The 16,418-nt window shown below is 46.9% G+C and carries 16 protein-coding genes; all 16 read right to left on the reverse strand.

Translation table 11 applies throughout. The annotated features are described in order from the left end of the window. Nucleotides 1-2: 2 nt before the first annotated feature. A complete protein-coding gene (locus C2U54_RS07915) occupies nt 3-284 on the reverse strand; it encodes a hypothetical protein (RefSeq protein WP_103178131.1) in 282 nt (93 codons plus the stop codon). A gap of 2 nt (nt 285-286) precedes the next feature. Continuing rightward, nucleotides 287-1,984, reverse strand: coding sequence for a glycosyltransferase family 2 protein (locus tag C2U54_RS07920; protein WP_103178132.1), 1,698 nt, complete (start codon nt 1,982-1,984; stop codon nt 287-289). A gap of 17 nt (nt 1,985-2,001) precedes the next feature. Further along, nucleotides 2,002-3,672: a hypothetical protein gene (locus tag C2U54_RS27445; protein ID WP_158251039.1), complete on the reverse strand. Its 1,671-nt coding sequence runs from the start codon at nt 3,670-3,672 to the stop codon at nt 2,002-2,004. A gap of 193 nt (nt 3,673-3,865) precedes the next feature. Further along, a complete protein-coding gene (locus C2U54_RS07930) occupies nt 3,866-5,068 on the reverse strand; it encodes a sugar transporter (protein WP_103178134.1) in 1,203 nt (400 codons plus the stop codon). A gap of 15 nt (nt 5,069-5,083) precedes the next feature. Further along, nucleotides 5,084-5,491, reverse strand: coding sequence for an ABC transporter ATP-binding protein (locus C2U54_RS27960; protein WP_327059514.1), 408 nt, complete (start codon nt 5,489-5,491; stop codon nt 5,084-5,086). Next, on the reverse strand, nt 5,488-5,733 hold the full coding sequence (locus C2U54_RS27965) for an ATP-binding cassette domain-containing protein (RefSeq protein ID WP_327059515.1): 246 nt from the start codon (nt 5,731-5,733) through the stop codon (nt 5,488-5,490). The genes C2U54_RS27960 and C2U54_RS27965 overlap by 4 nt, the downstream gene beginning before the upstream one ends. Nucleotides 5,734-5,745: 12 nt before the next feature. Further along, the gene (locus C2U54_RS07940) at nt 5,746-6,489 is read right to left on the reverse strand and encodes an ABC transporter permease (protein WP_233210490.1); all 744 of its coding nucleotides are present in this window, start codon (nt 6,487-6,489) and stop codon (nt 5,746-5,748) included. 111 nt (nt 6,490-6,600) lie between these two features. Then, complete coding sequence (locus tag C2U54_RS07945) at nt 6,601-8,364, reverse strand: polysaccharide biosynthesis/export family protein (protein WP_103178135.1); 1,764 nt, start codon at nt 8,362-8,364, stop codon at nt 6,601-6,603. A 17-nt stretch (nt 8,365-8,381) separates the two neighbouring features. Continuing rightward, nucleotides 8,382-8,756, reverse strand: coding sequence for a hypothetical protein (locus tag C2U54_RS07950; RefSeq protein ID WP_032180729.1), 375 nt, complete (start codon nt 8,754-8,756; stop codon nt 8,382-8,384). 483 nt (nt 8,757-9,239) lie between these two features. Beyond that, nucleotides 9,240-9,752 (reverse strand): 4-hydroxyphenylacetate 3-monooxygenase reductase subunit, encoded by a 513-nt coding sequence (locus tag C2U54_RS07955; RefSeq protein ID WP_103178136.1) that lies wholly within the window; start codon nt 9,750-9,752, stop codon nt 9,240-9,242. 17 nt (nt 9,753-9,769) lie between these two features. Then, the gene (gene hpaB, locus C2U54_RS07960; protein WP_103178137.1) at nt 9,770-11,332 is read right to left on the reverse strand and encodes a 4-hydroxyphenylacetate 3-monooxygenase, oxygenase component; all 1,563 of its coding nucleotides are present in this window, start codon (nt 11,330-11,332) and stop codon (nt 9,770-9,772) included. Nucleotides 11,333-11,564: 232 nt separating this feature from the next. Beyond that, the gene (locus C2U54_RS07965) at nt 11,565-12,482 is read right to left on the reverse strand and encodes a nucleotidyl transferase AbiEii/AbiGii toxin family protein (RefSeq protein ID WP_103178138.1); all 918 of its coding nucleotides are present in this window, start codon (nt 12,480-12,482) and stop codon (nt 11,565-11,567) included. Next, nucleotides 12,475-13,248, reverse strand: a complete 774-nt coding sequence (locus C2U54_RS07970) for a type IV toxin-antitoxin system AbiEi family antitoxin (RefSeq protein WP_103178139.1) — start codon at nt 13,246-13,248, stop codon at nt 12,475-12,477. The genes C2U54_RS07965 and C2U54_RS07970 overlap by 8 nt, the downstream gene beginning before the upstream one ends. Nucleotides 13,249-13,349: 101 nt before the next feature. Continuing rightward, complete coding sequence (hpaA, locus tag C2U54_RS07975) at nt 13,350-14,240, reverse strand: 4-hydroxyphenylacetate catabolism regulatory protein HpaA (RefSeq protein ID WP_103178140.1); 891 nt, start codon at nt 14,238-14,240, stop codon at nt 13,350-13,352. A gap of 9 nt (nt 14,241-14,249) precedes the next feature. Next, nucleotides 14,250-15,596: a 4-hydroxyphenylacetate permease gene (hpaX, locus tag C2U54_RS07980; RefSeq protein WP_103178141.1), complete on the reverse strand. Its 1,347-nt coding sequence runs from the start codon at nt 15,594-15,596 to the stop codon at nt 14,250-14,252. 17 nt (nt 15,597-15,613) lie between these two features. Then, nucleotides 15,614-16,411, reverse strand: coding sequence for a 4-hydroxy-2-oxoheptanedioate aldolase (hpaI, locus tag C2U54_RS07985; protein ID WP_103178142.1), 798 nt, complete (start codon nt 16,409-16,411; stop codon nt 15,614-15,616). Nucleotides 16,412-16,418: the final 7 nt, after the last annotated feature.

Here is a 16,418-nt window from a genome sequence, read left to right on the forward strand (position 1 = left end):
CATTACCAGCTTTTAGTTATGTAATTATCTGGATAAATTATGTCATCATCAACATAAAAAACATCATCATTATCTTGATGCTTTAAAATGAATTTTCCAACATCTTTAAAGTCTTCATTAGGGACAATTGGCTCAACATTGGGTATTTCATTTAAAAAGTTAGGAATGGATGTAAATTCATTAAGACAAATAGTCAATTTGTCGACCTGTTTTGCTATTTGTGGTACTGTTGTTTCGATAATTGATTTTCTGGCAGGATATGTTGCCATATTGGCGACGATCATAATCAATATTCCTTTATCATAGTTTTATTCATGTAAATATTAAGCTCTTTCAATTTATCATCTACAATTTTATCCGTGATAATATTTTGCCCTAATAAACGTTGCTTTCCAGATATCTCAGAGTACAACATTCTCCTTGGTGCGATATATCCTGAATGTTCTGCATTAAGGTTGGACATTTTCGTCAAAGAACTGCTGCTCCACAATCCAAAAATTAATGTTGAATCAACGTGTACAATTTGAGAAGAAGGTAGGGAATTTTTGCAATATTCATAAAATTCAGTATCGGCAGCAACAAGAGAGGATCTAAACTCAGCTATGCTTCTGATATATTCAGATGTGATCATTGCAGAGACAACACAGAATCTTTTAAGAATTCCATCAATAAAAAATACAAATTGACCTTCAGGCGTTACTCTTATCCATTTCGTAAAACATATAGTTGATTTATTTTTTTTTAATTCATCAATCTGTTTTTGTAATCTAGTGGGTAGAGCATAATCATCAGAATCTTGAAAGGTAATATATTTACCTTTTGCTTTTTCAATCATATGATTACGAATATTATATGTGCCCTGATTATTATTAGAACTGAAAACCCTGATTCTTTTATCGTGCTTTTCCAGCTTCCTTATTATCTCTAAGGTCCGGTCATTACTATTATCATCGCAAACTAAAATTTCAATATTTTTATAAGTTTGCTGTAATAATGAACATACTGCGTATTCAATAGTTGATTCTGAATTGTAAGCAGACATTATGATGGATATCATGCCATGATCAATCCAGTCTTTATCATTTGTACTGATTTTTATATTTTTTAAGACATTATCATTGAAGCTGTCTATTTTAATACTATAATTGCTATTTTCTTTCTGTAAATACGTTTTAATGATGTTCTCATATGATTTGCAGTTTTGTTGACGTGCAAAAGCATTGGCAAAGAGCATGTTTAGCTCATGGTTCTTTGCTAATATCTCAGGTTTTTGTATAAGTAAATCAATAATGTCATCACTATTTTGTAGATCATATATACAATTATTATCAATTTCTTGATAGTTTTGAGATATAGAGTGCAGTTCAAAAATTTTTTTTAATTTAGATTTTGGTAAGTTCAAGTTAAGTAATAAATCTATTCTTTCCTCTTTAAGAAAATTCGTAAGCTCAGAATCTTCAGTTAACAAAATGACATTTTTAACATGAGATAAAAGAACTTTTTGTAATCTTCCAATGAATTGATCATAATGAAGTATTAAGTATTTTACTATCCCAGTGTAACTTTCTAGACATCCTGATTTTCTTAGGAATGCTGCATAATTCAATAAATAACCTAGTTCATCTTTTTTGATTTTCGTAGCATAATCGTTATGTAAATTAGCTAACTCAGTTTTGATTGGAGTAGTATCTGCAAGGTCTCGACTGGATTTTATCTTTCTACCTTCTTTGTGTCCATTTTGAATATAGTGAATTAGTGGGTTAATATCGCAACTTTGTACATCATTGTTGCTTTTTAAATAAAAATTAGTATCAAAATATTCTGATGGGTTTCTTCCCATCCGCCATCCGTAATCGAGGAAATGCTCTAATGCATTAAGATTACTTTTATTGACATCTGGGTATTGTTCTAGATACCAATCACCATCAAACAATCCACTGTTTTGAATAGCTTTGATTAAATTTTGCATATTTGTAGTAAACATTCTCAGATTTCAATAAGTTAGACGCGTTTGAACAAACGATTTTCTTTTTTACCAAATTTAAGGTAATGAAATAATGGATTCATGCTCACATTATATACATCCTTATTCGTTTGTAGATACCAATTACTATTAAATAAAGGTGAAGGGTTTGTACGTAACTCAAAACCTTTTTCTAAATAATGACCTGCTGCACCATATGGATGGTTTTTAGCATCAGGGTATTGTTCGGAATACCAAACTTCATCAAACAACTCTGAATTTTGGATAAGCTCTACATTTTTTTTAAATTGCCGAATTTTTGCTCGGTTTTTTTTTGTAGTTAGGAATTTATCTTTAATCTTATCAGTAAGTGTCGATTTATTAAGTGTTGATATTTCAATGGGCGAAGGTTGAATTTCTGTAAAATGTGTTTTATCCTGATTTTCTTTGTCGTGCAATAATTTTGTAAGTATGGCTAACTCGTCGAATCTTTTGTTTAATGATTGTTGTAAGCTTGATTCTGCATGAGTCAATTTTGAAATTTTAAGCGTAGCTACTTCCTGATCTCTTTCTAGCATAAGATTTATATTTTTCAGTTCTTGAACTTCACTTCTGAGCTTGGTAATTTCATCCTGCTGCTTTTGGAAATCTTTTTCATACAATTTTTTTTCTACTTTGAAAGCTTCAATTTCTTCTTCGGATATTATTATTTGTTTTTTAGCTTGCTCGAAGGATTGTTGAAACATGTTTTTTTCGTTAATGGTTTCATTTAATTGGGTAGAGATTTCTTTCATACGAGAGTGATAGTTATCTTTTTCAGATTGACAGTTTATCAGTTGAACTTTGATTACTTCCATATCCTCAAGTAATTGTTTAATTTTTTTTTCTTGAGATGAACGGTACCATGAATCTTCACACGCAACACCTAAGCGAGTATAGATATTTTGAATTAAACGTTTTCCACTCAACTCTTGACTTTGTGTGATAAGAGCACCTAACCGAGGAGGAACATTTTTCCCAAGGCATAACATCAATAATCCCGAGCCTTGGTTCCATTCGAAAAAAGTGTATCGAGATTTTAATTCTTTAATTATTTCTCGCTTTGATTCATATGATGAGTCGTGAATTAGAACTATACCATTATTGCTCATATAATGATGTAAACTAGTTATTTCTGATTTGCTACTTAATAATATACTATCATTGCTTAATACTAGAAGATCAATGCTTTGATTGCGGAATTCTTGAAGGAATTGCTTTTCATTTTTGCTTGTTAAACTTGAAAATTCTTGATAATGCTCATGATTATATGTGTTAATCCGAACATCATCACCGTGCTCTCCATAAGAACCATATATTAGGCCATCTTGATTAAGTTTATCTATTGCCTGACAAATTGCGAAGTAACTCACGCCGGTATGGATATTAGGGTGAACTACTACTTTAGGATGTAATACTTCTATCAACCAGAAGTAGAATGGGATATGTTGTAACCATTGAGACTGTTCTACATATCGAGGCCGCCAGAACATTACCTTTGATGATATTGATGGAGCTGATTGTTCAAGTAGTGTTATTTTATTTTCATCGGAGCTTTTAATTTCAAGATCTAAAGTGATATCTTCGATACTTTCTGGTTTTGTGTGTGTGTGAAGAATACTGTGTTTGTTAGTTAGCAATTTTTGTTTGTATTTTTTATTTCTAGCCATTTTATCAATATCCGTTAATATAACCTTGATTCTCTGCAATATTAAAATATTGAGATGTTTTGTGTAAGCAATATTTAATTAAGAAGTCTAACTAATATTGCCTGTAATCGTGTGTTATTCAATGGTTGTCTAATAATGCTTAGTGTTAATGACGATGGCCATTATATGAATTTTTAAAGTTTGGAGTATCATTTTAGTCTTGATGTTCCCGCAAAGTTGCTAAACCCATTACTAACAATCCATAAAACAGGCAAAGTAGTACACCTATAGTCGCTAAGTTATAAAGACGGCGCGGGTATTCTGCTACTTCGGCTTGCGTTGGTTGACTAATAATGAGTAAATGCTTCAGCTTACGATAAACCTCAACTCGTGCTTGTTCCAAACTGATAAGACCTGTTTTATAAATATCTGCAGCCAATGCTGCTTGGGTTTGAATATCCATATACCGAGCATTAATTTCATTCATGGCATCCTTATCTGTACCAGTCAATCGGTTCTTTTCCTGAACAAGTTGCTGAGTTAAAGCGTCTACTTTTGCTTGGACAGAAACAACAGCTGGAGCTGTTGTTTTCATATAGCTTTGCATTTGTTTTAATTGAGCTTGCCGTTGTACTAGTTCAGCTTCAATTTGGCTTACGACACTTAAACGTGCTGTACTTGTTGCTTCTGGACTAAGCAAGTGATAAGTGTTTTGAAATTGTAGGACTTTTGCTTTTTCGTCCTGAACTCGTTGATATGCTCGATTAACTTCTTTCTCTACAAATGATAACTGTTCGAGCGCAACTTGATGTCCCAATTTATTAATAAAACCCTCAGATTCTTTTAACATCAAATTAACTACTTGTTGACCATACGCAGGTTCAAACGCTTGTAATTCAATTGTCAGCACTCCTGAAAGCTCATCCAGATGTAATGTCATATGATCTCGATAATATTCAAGAAAATCTTCTTGACTTACGTTCTCCGATAAACGAGAAAAGTAGTCAACGCTGCGGCTTTGATAATGACTTTTAAGACTCAGCTCTTTATCTATTTTCTTTAACAAATCTAGCGATCTTAAATAATCTTGAATTAACAGTACATCCTCATGGTTGCTGCCCCCTATCCCCAGCATTGATAGAGCATCAGGCAACATTTTTATTTGATCAGCTTGTTTTATTACTATTTCCGCTCGACTAACGTAGCGATCAGATGCAATTAAGGTAAAGTAAAATGCGGCAATTGAAAATAATGCAACTACCCATAAAAAACTCCCAAGTTTGAGGCTTTGTTTCCAGGAACGCTGAACAATCCTAAATCCACTTGAGTCAATTATGAATGTTTTGGGTTTAGTTTTTAATTTTCTCAATTTTCGCATCAAACTCGAAGGTTCTTTTAAATAGCTTGGCTCTGTCATAATTTCATTAATTTATTAAAGGTTCTGATAAATGTTAATAGCATCATTTATATTATCGAATATTTCCAATTTACTATCGCGCAGCAATATACCCATATCACATTGTTGACGAAGGTTTTTCATATCGTGTGATACCATTATTAAGCTGGCTGTTTTACGTTTTTGGTTAAATATATCGATACATTTTTGTTTAAATCTAGCATCCCCTACTGACATTATTTCATCAGTGAGATATATATCAAAATCAAATGCCATACTCACAGCAAATGAAAATTTTGACTTCATTCCACTTGAGTATCCTTTGATAGGTAATTCGAAATGTTGACCGATTTCTGAAAACTCTTTAACCCACTCTTCAATCCCTAAGGTGTTGTGAACTCCATGAATGCGACAAACGAAGCGAGTATTTTCCCGCCCAGTCATACTTCCTTGAAACCCCCCCCAAGAGCAAGGGGCCATGAGACTCGACAGAGACGTGTTAATTTACCTTTACTGGGCATATCCATTCCCCCCAGCAGACGCAAAAGGGTAGATTTGCCAGCACCATTAGTGCCCAAAATACCTATGTTTCGATTGCGTGGTAATGTAATGCTAATATCTCGAAGGACATAATTTCGGCCAAATTTTGTGGGGTAATACTTTGATACATTATCAAGGATGATCATGCTTATTTCACTTTAGCTGGCGATCATTCGACGATTAGTTAATCGATAGCAACTCATCGCAAACGTTAGCAGTACCAATGTTAAACCAGAAAAATATGTCCAACTCACATTTGGACTGACATATCCGGAGATCCAACCGCATCTTACAAGCTCAACGGCATGTACCAAAGGATTCCATAAAAACCAGTGTTGATACTGGGCAGGTATTGTCGCTAGCGGATACATTACGCATGAAATGAACATTAATGGCATCATTATTAATCCAAGGAATTTATCTGCTTCCTTAAATAAATTACTTAATACGCAAAAAATAATGCCAAGGGAGAATGAAAATATCATCAATAATGAATAAATGATTATAACTAGTAAAGGGTCATTGGGTATGGCATTAATTCCGCACCATAAAAGCCCTAGCACCAATATACAACCAACTACTAGTCCAATTATAACTTCTAGTATAAATCTAGCTATAAAAGTAGCAAATGGAGTTACCTGCCGATAACAAAATAATCCCATATTAGCGGTAACGGCCGATTGCATTTTGCTTACAACATTTCTGAAAAATAAAAAAGGTAGATAACTGGCAGTAATAAATAATGGTGCAGGAACTCCTCCAAACCCACCAGAACTACGCATACCAAATATCAAACTAAATGCGCCAATCATCAACAACGGATCCAGCAGCGCCCAGGAATACCCCAGCCGGTAACTCCCAAATCTCGTTTTCAGTTCACGGATAAGCAGGCCAAACGTCACATCCCTCAGCACCTGGAACGAGCTGCGGGGCGTTTGGTTGAGAACAGGTTTAAGCATAAGAAGGCCGATATCACAGAACGGGCCCGCGAGGGGGCGAGCCCGCATTGAGGGTTAGTTCAGGACCACGTTGGCCGCCACAGCAACCTGATAGATGACCTGGGTGATGTCCTTGATGGACTGCATCATTTTGCTGTCCACTTTCGGCATGACCAGAATCTGATCGCCCGGCATCACATCGCCACCGTCTTTAAACTCCATCAGCCCGTTGGCATGCACCACGGCAATGCGCTTGTCGTCCGCACGGTCGGTATAGCCGCCCGCCCAGGCTACGTAGTCTTCCAGACTGGCGTTTTTGTTGTAGACCACCGCCTGCGGCATCATCACTTCGCCACCCACCTGAATCAGGTCGGTTTTGTTCGGGATCACAATCTGGTCGCCCTGTTCCAGCAGGATGTTGGCGATCACGCCTTTATCCGACACCACCACTTTACCCAGCGGCTGGATCTTGCGGGCTTTTTCCACAAAGCGCATCACCAGTTCGGCCTCTTTGGTGCGAATGGAGGCCTCGCCGTCAGAGCTGGCAGGCGCGGTAAAGACGCTGCGCTCCAGACGGTTGAGGGAGTCTTCCAGCATCTCTTTCTGCCGCGCGGCCACGCTCTTACGCATGATGTAGATCGAGCCGTAATCCGCCATGTTCGGGTCAATCGGGATGTGGTTCAGCAGATCGTGCAGACGGGTCTCTTTACGCACGGTGAAGTAGGATGGCCCGCGATAGCTGCCCATCACCTGCACATCGTACACCTGCGCATGCATGTCGTCGTTGAACAGCACTTTATCGCCGTCGCTCAGCTGAATGCGGTCGAAATCTTTATAGGGCATATAGACCGAGAACGGGCCACTGGCGCGATCGCCAATCACGCCCACGTGGCTCACCTTGGCGAGGGGCAGGGCGTAGTCGATCAGCTCTGAGCCGAGCGCGGTGCTGTTCTTCAGCTCGAAGCGGAATGGGTTACGCACTTTACCCGCCACGTTGATCATCGGCCCCTGGGGTTCAACCAGAATCACATCCTGATCTTTGAGGGACAGCTTCGGCATTTTGCCCTGCTGCATAAACTCATACAGGTCGATCTGCTGGATCACGCGGTTCTGGCGCAATACTTTAATATGACGATAGCTGCCGCGGTCGGAGTCGATGCCGCCAGCGCGTTTCAGGAAATATAAAACGCTGTCGGAAGATTGTCCGGCATATTGTCCCGGACGAATGACGGGTCCGGTGACATATACACTGACCGGCGTCGCGGTAAGTAAATTAACGTAAACATTAACGTTATTGGTGAAAACTTCGCTGATATGGCTGGTAACCAGGTTATTAACCTTACTGGCCGCCACATTCTTGACATTAATCGGCCCGACATCGGGAATAAAAATATTGCCCTGATTATCGACGGTCACGACGTTGGAAAAATTGACTGCGCCCCAGATCCAGATATTCAGCTTATCGCCGGGGGCGATCAGGTAATTATCGTTTAAGCCGTCGCTGCGCTCGGTTTCATAACCACCGGCAAACAGGTTGGCACCGTATGGAGGGGGGAGGCCGGACTCGGACTGCGGCAGTAATTTACGCACATCAGACTCGCCCGGCAGTAACATGCCCTGGCGGTTTTGCTGTGCGAAAGTCCCGGTGGTGGAGGAGGTGTTTGCCTGGCCGCTCATCGCTTGCTCGCCGCCAAGCTGCAGTCGGCCATCGCCGTTGTCTGCCGGGGTGTTCATCCCAAATGCCTGGGCTTCTTGCTGGGTGGGGGCGGCGAAAGAGGCGCAGGAGACGCAGGCCAGTAACAGGACGGCACTCAATTGCCGAAAATTCGTTATCTTCACAACATTTCTCTTCAAAATTATTGCACGGCAAGCAGGTTACTGGCGGAAGCCTGTTCCAGCTGTGGTACCAGATACCAGGTATCACCGTTCTTACAGGTCACACCGTGCTGCGACTGGTTGTAGTTGCGATTACGCAGCAGTTCTATGCATTCCAGCCCCAGGGCGGAGACATAACGCTGGCCCAGAATATAGGTATTGCCATTGGCGCTGAGCGCGGCGCCCTGCGGCAGGGTGTTCAGAGGTTGTTGCAGATTGGCTGCCATAGCCTGGAGGTCGGTAGAAGCAGTCTGATTCACAAGCGGTCGGGATGCTTCAACCTGCTTCGGGGAATATGCACAGCCGCTCAACATGAGGGCGAGCGAAATCACCAGAAGGCGAGTTGCGTTCTTCATAGATCAATATTTTCCAACAATGCAATAACTGGAATGTGAAATAAAACTTTGATGGTATTTAACTGATTTTAATAGCGAAGCAGTTGAGAAATCTTGCAGGTGCAGGAGCAACAAAAACGCAGGTGTTAAGTAAGAAAATCCAAAAAAAGGGTAGGCTACCGCACGGAAATAGACAATTCCGGTTAAAATGTGCGCGATTTGCTTTAGGGCGCTGCCATAAAAAAACTATTCAGTAAACAACTAAATCGTTTTTTATTATTCATGAAAGTGTTTTTATGTGGCGAAGATTACATAAGTTTGCAGTTTGTGTCATTTCAAATTTAAGAATTTTGCCCGGAAAAAGGGGAAAAGTCTGAAAGCCTATTAACTCTGGTGGGTTGATCCAAAACTTATATTCAGCATTAGTTTCTGGCAGTGATTGTTTCATATTTCAGTGAATAGAAACAAATAAGCGCCAGCCGGTAGTTCGGCTGGCGAAGGGGATTAAACGGTCATTTCTTGTTCAATTAACACCGGATGAAATCTGCGCTTAAAGTAAATCAGGCCGTGTCCCTCCTGGCTCAGGTGGATATTCTTAATCTCCACCAGGTAGACCAGATGGGTGCCGATGGCCTGTACCTGGCTGATCTCACCTTCCAGGCTTGCCAGCGCCTCTTTTAATACCGGCTGGGCCAGCACACCTTTTTGCCAGCAGGAGAGGGTGAACCGCTCCTCCATGCTCATGCCGGTCATGCCGGCAAAATGGCGCGCCATCAGCTCCTGTTCGTGATTGAGTACGTTGATGCACAGCTTGCCGTTACCCTGGAAAACCGGGTTCATGGCGCTGCTGGCATTCAGGCAGACCATCACCGAGGGGGGCGTATCCGTTACCGAGCAGACTGCGGTAGCAGTGATGCCGCAGCGTCCGGCTTCGCCATCGGTGGTAATCACATTGACCGCCGCAGAGAGGCTGGCCATCGCGTCGCGAAAACGCAGGCGTTGTTCATCATGTTGCATCTTGAGCTCCCGCTGCCCTATTTCAGCAGCTTGTCCAGCAGGTTGATATCGGTGTTGTTGTGCAGGTGCGGAACCGTCCAGCCGTTCTGGTCATATTCAGACAGGCAGCGGTCGACCATCGCCATCATCTTGTCCATGTTGCCGGAGGTCTGCGCCTGGCGCAGGCACTGCAGGCGGATTTCATCCTGGCTACCGGAGTAGTTGATCTCGTACAGCTCATGGCGACCACCAAACTCGCTGCCGATGGCATCCCACATCAGTTTTAAAATCTTGATGCGCTCAACATGATCCATGCCGTTGGAGCCGCGCACATATTTCGCCAGGTATTTGTCGATCTGCGGGTTGTTCAGGTCGCGGGCGCTGGACGGCAGGTAGATCAGGCCGCTGGTGACGTTGCGCTCGATGATGTTTTTGATCTTCGCGTAGGCCATTGGCGCCATCACGCGGTAGGTTTGCAGCGCCGCATGATCCGGCAGGTACGCGCCATTCACCCACGGTGTGGCCTCCGAGCACATGGAGTCGCTCAGCGCCCAGAACATGTTGCGCCAGGCCACCACTTCCCCGAGGTCGGCCTGCACGCCGCGGAACTCGGCGGTGCCGGTACATTCAAGCGACTTTTTCAGCAGCCCGGTGATGAAGTCGAGCTTCACCGCCAGACGCACGCACGCCTGCAGCGGATACATGCGGGCGAAACCGCCTTCCATGGTCCAGCGACGGCAGCGGTCAAAGTCGCGGTAGATGAGCACGTTTTCCCACGGGATCAGCACATTATCCATCACCAGGATCGCATCGTTCTCGTCGAAACGGCTGGTGAGCGGGTAGTCATAAGGGGAGCCGGTCGCGCCTGCCACCAGTTCATAAGATGCACGGGAGATCAGCTTCACCCCTTCGGCATCCATCGGGGCGACAAACATCAGGGCAAAGCCGGGGTTATCCCCCATCACCTGGGCCGAGCCAAAACCGATCATGTTGTAGTGGGTCAGCGCCGAGTTGGTGGCAACCACCTTCGCGCCGCTGACAATGATCCCGGCGTCGGTCTCTTTCTCCAGCTTGATGTAGACATCTTTCACTTCGTCCGCCGGTTTGTGGCGATCGATCGGTGGGTTGACGATGGCGTGGTTAAAGTAGAGGCCGGTTTCCTGAATACGGGTGTACCAGTTGCGGGCGTTCTGTTCGAATTGACCATAAAACGCCGGGTTCGCCCCCAGCGCGCAGCCGAAGGCGGCTTTATAGTCCGGGGTGCGTCCCATCCAGCCGTAGCTCAGGCGCGACCACTCGGCAATGGCGTCGCGCTGCTGGCGCAGGTCGCTGGCACTTTTCGCCACGCGGAAAAACTTATGGGTGTATCCGCCGCTGCCGGTATCGGTATTCCAGCAGAGCGTGTCCTGCATGTCAGGTTTGTGCAGCGCATCGTAGAGCTGCGCGACCGAGGCCGCCGCATTGCGAAACGCCGGATGGGTGGTCACATCTTTCACGCGCTCGCCATAGATGTAGATCTCACGGCCATCCTGCAGGCTTTTCAGATACTCTTCGCCGGTTAACGGACGCTGGGTGCTTGCGCGGAAATCTTCAGGTTTCATAGGGACCTCGTATCGGAAGATGATTGTTAAATTTATGTGTTGTTTTTGTTGTTTAATTGAAGCGTGAGAGAGGCGGGTCGTGAAGGGACGAATGGGTCAACGACGGGTACTTTTCAGACAGGTGCGAGAATTGTGATCGGGATGGGGTTTGCCGGGTGGCGCTAACGCTTACCCGGCCTACAATCCGTAGCCCCGGTAAGCGCAGCGCAAGCGGGAGAAGGCGCTTAATAAATTAGCTTATCCACTTTTCCAGAACCCTTTCCAGTTTCTTCAGTGACTGAGCGCGTTTTTCTTCTGACATCCTGCTGATATTGCGCAATTTCCATTGAACGGCTGGCAAATGTTGAATTGGGCTTTCAGGCGCTAAATTCCAGTCAGGAGCACCACGTTTAAAGGACATAAGAAAATCGAAATCCTGATGAGTGAAATGTTCTTTCAACGCGTTTAACATTCTTTCCGGAACGTTAACCAGCTCCTTAAGGGATACATCCTGAATAGTCATGCCGTTAAATTCGTTTTGAAAGGGCCCGGTAATATCCTTCCAGCGCGGGCTAAGAACCTCGGATAGAGGACGATTATGGCTGAGCAGGTAAGCGATAAAACCATTGAAAATAGCGCGGTCGATACCTTGTGTATCAAGAAGCATTTTTACATCGTAAAAGTCTCTGGGATGCTGACGATCCAGCGCGGCGCATAACTTGCCGCCATACAAATCAGGGAGTGAGACGACCGGGATCGCGGCAAACCCAAATTCATCTTCTACGGTTTCCACGACATCCCGTTCTTGCGGGGGATACAACGTTCCCCGGGCGACAGGTGAAACTTCAATTTTAATTTGTGCATCGTCAGTGGTGACAATGATGCGCATCTCGTCGGGATTATTCGTTTGCAGCACTGCGCTGATCCCCGATTGAGCCTCCAGTTCATTAGCGATGCGGGTGAGTGCATCGCGTACATTGGGCAGAGCCACCTCCCTGCTTTCCAGGGGTATGTAGGCAAGATCGATATCAACTGACAATCGGGGAAAATTGTGAATAAACAGATTGATCGCAGTTCCACCTTTGAGCGCAAAACAGGACTCGTTGGCAACATAGGGTAGTGCGCGCACCAGCAAAGCGACCTGGCGGTGGTAGGGGGAGGTTCTATCCATAGTTTCTTCCCTTCAGATTGAAATTTTCGGGTACGGTGATCTGGTATTGCGTGTTCAGCTTGCCATTGGCAACGATTTGTCGGTTGCCCGATCCCAGGTCAATTTTGCTGATATCAATGCGTTTGAGCCAAGCATGCTCATAGAAACTGGCGAAAAATAGATACAGACGCTTGGTTTGAACTGCCTGGCTGAGCACAAGCAAACTCTCTATTTTACGTGGGTTAAGATTAACCAGCCCCTGAAAAAGCTCGGCTGCGTGTTCAAATGAGATGTCCTGAGGCACTGCGCTTAACAGTTCGTAAGTTGCTAGTTCTGGCCCGCTGGCTGTTAATTTTTTTCCTTTTATCTCAAGCTCAGTACGGTACTTTTCGTCCAGTTGAGGAAGCTTCAGACCTGATACCACTCGCCAGTCAACATCGGGAAATTCTTTGAACCATTTTGGAAGCAGCGTTTTGTTTTCAGCGCTAAGCCAGCATTGACTCTGGTTAAGCTGTAGATAATGAGAACGGCCTTGCCAGGACAAGCTGGTTAGTCCGGCCAGATAAACAGGGGCAGCAAGCTGGTTCTGTAGACATTCCAGTGCATCGCTCCAGTCCGGTTCACGCCCCGCGCGTGCATAAACGCCGGCACGCAGTTTATTTAACCAACCATTTTGCGCATATTTGAATGCCAGAGAGGGTGAGATGTCGTTTCGTGTCAGCCAGGACTGCAAAACCAGGCTGCCAGGAGAGGTGTTTTGCAGTAGCCAGTTTAATTTTGATGACATAGATTCACTCAGGGTGTCACTATAATAAAAAAAGTAAACTACCCGCTGCGTGAGATGTCAAGGCCATCTGTTTTCAACCTCCACCGTCCCCCTGGCAAAACTCACGACACTGGCACTTTCTGTGCCCGATACTTGCTTGGCGAACACCCTACTAAGCGGTTAAAAAACCGCGCGAAATAGGCCGGGTCTTTGAATCCCAGCTGCCAGGCAATCTCATTCACGGCGCTGTCGGAGAAGACCAGCAGCCGCCTGGCTTCGCGCAGCTGGCGGTCGAAGATGAGCCGTTTCGGCGGTCGGTTGGCGAAGCGGCGGCAGATGTCGGTCAGCCGCGATTCTGTGAGGTGCAGTTCGCTGGCATATTCCGGCACCGTCCAGTGCTGGTGGAAGTGCGCGTCAACCAGCTGAGTAAAGCGCTGAAACAGTTTCAGTTCGCCGCGCATGCCGAAGGCCTCGTGATCGTCGAGCTTTGCGTTGCGCAGCAGCAGGGTGAATACCGCCTGCGCCAGCAGTGCCAGGGTGTGCTCCCGCCCGGGAAGCTGGGCGGTGGATTCGCGTTCAATCAGCCGCCAGTAATGAGAAAGCGCCGCCAGCTCATCGGGTTTATCGGCCAGCGACAGGCAGATGCCCGGCAGCCCGAAGGTCTCCCGGGTGCCGGGGTAGAGCACTTCCAGCAGCGGCCAGATCAGATCTTCATGCACCGTCAGTACGTGCCCGTCACTGTCTGATTCGGTAAAAAACGCGTGCGGCACCGAGGGCGGCGTCAGGACAAACAGCGGGGCCTGCACCGAGTAACGGTGATCGTCCAGCTGCAGCTCAATCTGCCCGGTATCCAGAAAGTGCATCTGAAAATAGCGGTCGTGGCGATGGGCCTGCATATCGCGGCCAAAGAAGGCCGCCATACGCGCAAAGGACTGGTAATGCACATCGTCCGTTCCCAGGCTCTCGTCGTACTCTTTGCTGATGTCGATATTGGCAATCGGGCTCTGGCACATAACCGCTCCTCAATGGATCTTCTGCGTCGCCATGTCCGGCACGTTTGCACGGCTCTCCTGCCGGGTCATCGGAATACGCGTCAGCACCAGCGCACCCACCACCAGCAACCCGGCCACGAACCACAGCCCGGAGCTGAAGCTGCCGGTGGCATCGCGCAGAATGCCAATCAGCAGCGGACTGACGGCGGAGCCGACGTTGCCGATGGCGTTGATCACCGCCAGCGCCACCGCCCGGGAGTGCAGGCTAATAACCTGATCTGGCGTGGTCCAGAAGATCGCCATGGCGGTAAACGATCCGGTTGAGGCCATGATGATGCCAAGCAGCTGGATCAGGCTGTGATCGGTCGCCGACGCCAGCAGCCATCCCGCCGCCGCAAAAAGGTACGGCAGGATGGTGTGCTTTTTTCGTTCTTTCAGCCTGTCGGAGCGACGGCTCCACCAGATCATCCCGAGGATGGTGCAAAACTGCGGGATCGCCGCCAGCAGGCCGATCACGATATTGCTGCTACCGGTGTTGAAGCTTTGCAGGATCTGCGGCGTCCAGATGTTGATGGCGCTCAGCGTATTGGTCAGGCAGAAGTAGGCCAGGGTGTAGAGCAGCACCGCCGGGGTCAGCACTTCGCGCAGCGTCGAGCGCGGCGTGGCGGCATGGGCAATGGCGTTCTCCTGCTCGCGGGCGATCATCGTTTTCAGGGTCTGCTTCTCTTCGTCGTCCAGCCAGGTGGCCTGATCCGGCGTGTCGTTCAGGAAGAACCAGGTCACCACCCCAAGCACCACCGACGGCAGACCTTCCAGCAGGAACAGCCACTGCCAGCCCTTCAGGTTCCACAGGCCGTCCATCGCCAGAATGTAGCCGGAGAGGATTGAGCCGAGCATCATGGTTACCGGCATGGCGATCATAAAGAGCGCGTTGGCGCGGGCGCGGTGATAGGCCGGGAACCACCAGGTGAGATAGACCAGAATCCCCGGCAGGAAACCGGCTTCGGCAATGCCCACCAGCATGCGCAGGACATAGAGGGTTTCGGGGCTGGTGGCGAACATGGTGCAGGTGGAGGCGATCCCCCACACCACCATGATCCCGGCGATCCAGCGCCGGGCGCCGATCTTCGCCAGCATGATATTGCTCGGGATCCCGCACAGCACGTAGGTGACGTAAAAGAGCGTCGCGGCCAGGCCAAACATGGTGGAGGTGAGGCCCAGATCTTTGCCCATCGTCAGCCCGGCAAAGCCGATATTGATGCGATCGAGAAACGAGAAGACAAAGAGAATAAAGAGAAACACGATCAAACGACGGAACAGCTTATTAATGACGCGATGTTCAACGGCTTTATTATCTTGCAGGGTAGAGGTCGTCATGGTGCGCTCCAGATCGTTCAGTAGACGGATTTATTGTTATTAACTGACGTAACCGGGTTATCGATAAAGCGTGCCGCCAGCGCTTCGGCGCTGCGGGCGAGCAGGGTGGTGTCGACGCCGACGGCGACAAACAGCGCCCCGAGTTCGAGATAGCGTTTGGCCAGCTGTTCATTCGCCATCAGGATGCCGGGCGCTTTGCCCGCCGCCCGGATCTGCGCGATGGCCTGTTCAATGGCGGCCTGTACTTCCGGATGCTGCGGATTACCGGCAAAGCCCATGTCGGCGCTGAGATCCGCCGGGCCGATAAACACCCCGTCGACGCCCTCCACATCCAGGATCTGCGGCAGGTTTTTTAGCGCTTCGCGGGTTTCAATCTGTACCAGCACGCACATAGCGTCGTTGGCCTGGTGCAGGTAATCCGGGATGCGGTTCCAGCGTGATGCCCGGGCCAGGGCGCTGCCGACGCCGCGAATACCCGCAGGCGGGTAGCGGGTTGCGCGCACCGCTAGCCGCGCCTCGTCGGCGTTTTGTACCATCGGCACCAGCAGGGTTTGCGCCCCCACATCCAGCAGCTGTTTGATCTGCACCGGATCGTTCCACGATGGGCGCACCACCGGCTGGCTGGGGTAGGGGGCGATGGCCTGGAGCTGGGCGAGAACGGTCTGCACGCTGTTAGGGGCGTGCTCACCGTCGATCAGCAGCCAGTCGAAGCCTGCCCCCGCCAGCAGTTCGGCGCTGTAGCTGCTGGTCAGCCCCAGCCATAAGCCGATCTGGGGTTTGCCCGCTTGCAGTGCCGCTTTGAATGCGTTTTGCATGGTTATC

This window comes from Leclercia sp. LSNIH1 (assembly GCF_002902985.1).
GTDB lineage: Bacteria > Pseudomonadota > Gammaproteobacteria > Enterobacterales > Enterobacteriaceae > Enterobacter.

What these genes read in the sequence shown, in the direction of transcription:
- C2U54_RS07915 (WP_103178131.1), bottom strand. Translation starts at nt 284, where the DNA reads ATGATCGTCGCCAATATGGCAACATATCCTGCCAGAAAATCAATTATC.
- C2U54_RS07920 (WP_103178132.1), bottom strand. Translation starts at nt 1,984, where the DNA reads ATGTTTACTACAAATATGCAAAATTTAATCAAAGCTATTCAAAACAGT.
- C2U54_RS27445 (WP_158251039.1), bottom strand. Translation starts at nt 3,672, where the DNA reads ATGGCTAGAAATAAAAAATACAAACAAAAATTGCTAACTAACAAACAC.
- C2U54_RS07930 (WP_103178134.1), bottom strand. Translation starts at nt 5,068, where the DNA reads ATGACAGAGCCAAGCTATTTAAAAGAACCTTCGAGTTTGATGCGAAAA.
- C2U54_RS27960 (WP_327059514.1), bottom strand. Translation starts at nt 5,491, where the DNA reads ATGACTGGGCGGGAAAATACTCGCTTCGTTTGTCGCATTCATGGAGTT.
- C2U54_RS27965 (WP_327059515.1), bottom strand. Translation starts at nt 5,733, where the DNA reads ATGATCATCCTTGATAATGTATCAAAGTATTACCCCACAAAATTTGGC.
- C2U54_RS07950 (WP_032180729.1), bottom strand. Translation starts at nt 8,756, where the DNA reads ATGAAGAACGCAACTCGCCTTCTGGTGATTTCGCTCGCCCTCATGTTG.
- C2U54_RS07955 (WP_103178136.1), bottom strand. Translation starts at nt 9,752, where the DNA reads ATGCAACATGATGAACAACGCCTGCGTTTTCGCGACGCGATGGCCAGC.
- hpaB (WP_103178137.1), bottom strand. Translation starts at nt 11,332, where the DNA reads ATGAAACCTGAAGATTTCCGCGCAAGCACCCAGCGTCCGTTAACCGGC.
- C2U54_RS07965 (WP_103178138.1), bottom strand. Translation starts at nt 12,482, where the DNA reads ATGGATAGAACCTCCCCCTACCACCGCCAGGTCGCTTTGCTGGTGCGC.
- C2U54_RS07970 (WP_103178139.1), bottom strand. Translation starts at nt 13,248, where the DNA reads ATGTCATCAAAATTAAACTGGCTACTGCAAAACACCTCTCCTGGCAGC.
- hpaA (WP_103178140.1), bottom strand. Translation starts at nt 14,240, where the DNA reads ATGTGCCAGAGCCCGATTGCCAATATCGACATCAGCAAAGAGTACGAC.
- hpaX (WP_103178141.1), bottom strand. Translation starts at nt 15,596, where the DNA reads ATGACGACCTCTACCCTGCAAGATAATAAAGCCGTTGAACATCGCGTC.
- hpaI (WP_103178142.1), bottom strand. Translation starts at nt 16,411, where the DNA reads ATGCAAAACGCATTCAAAGCGGCACTGCAAGCGGGCAAACCCCAGATC.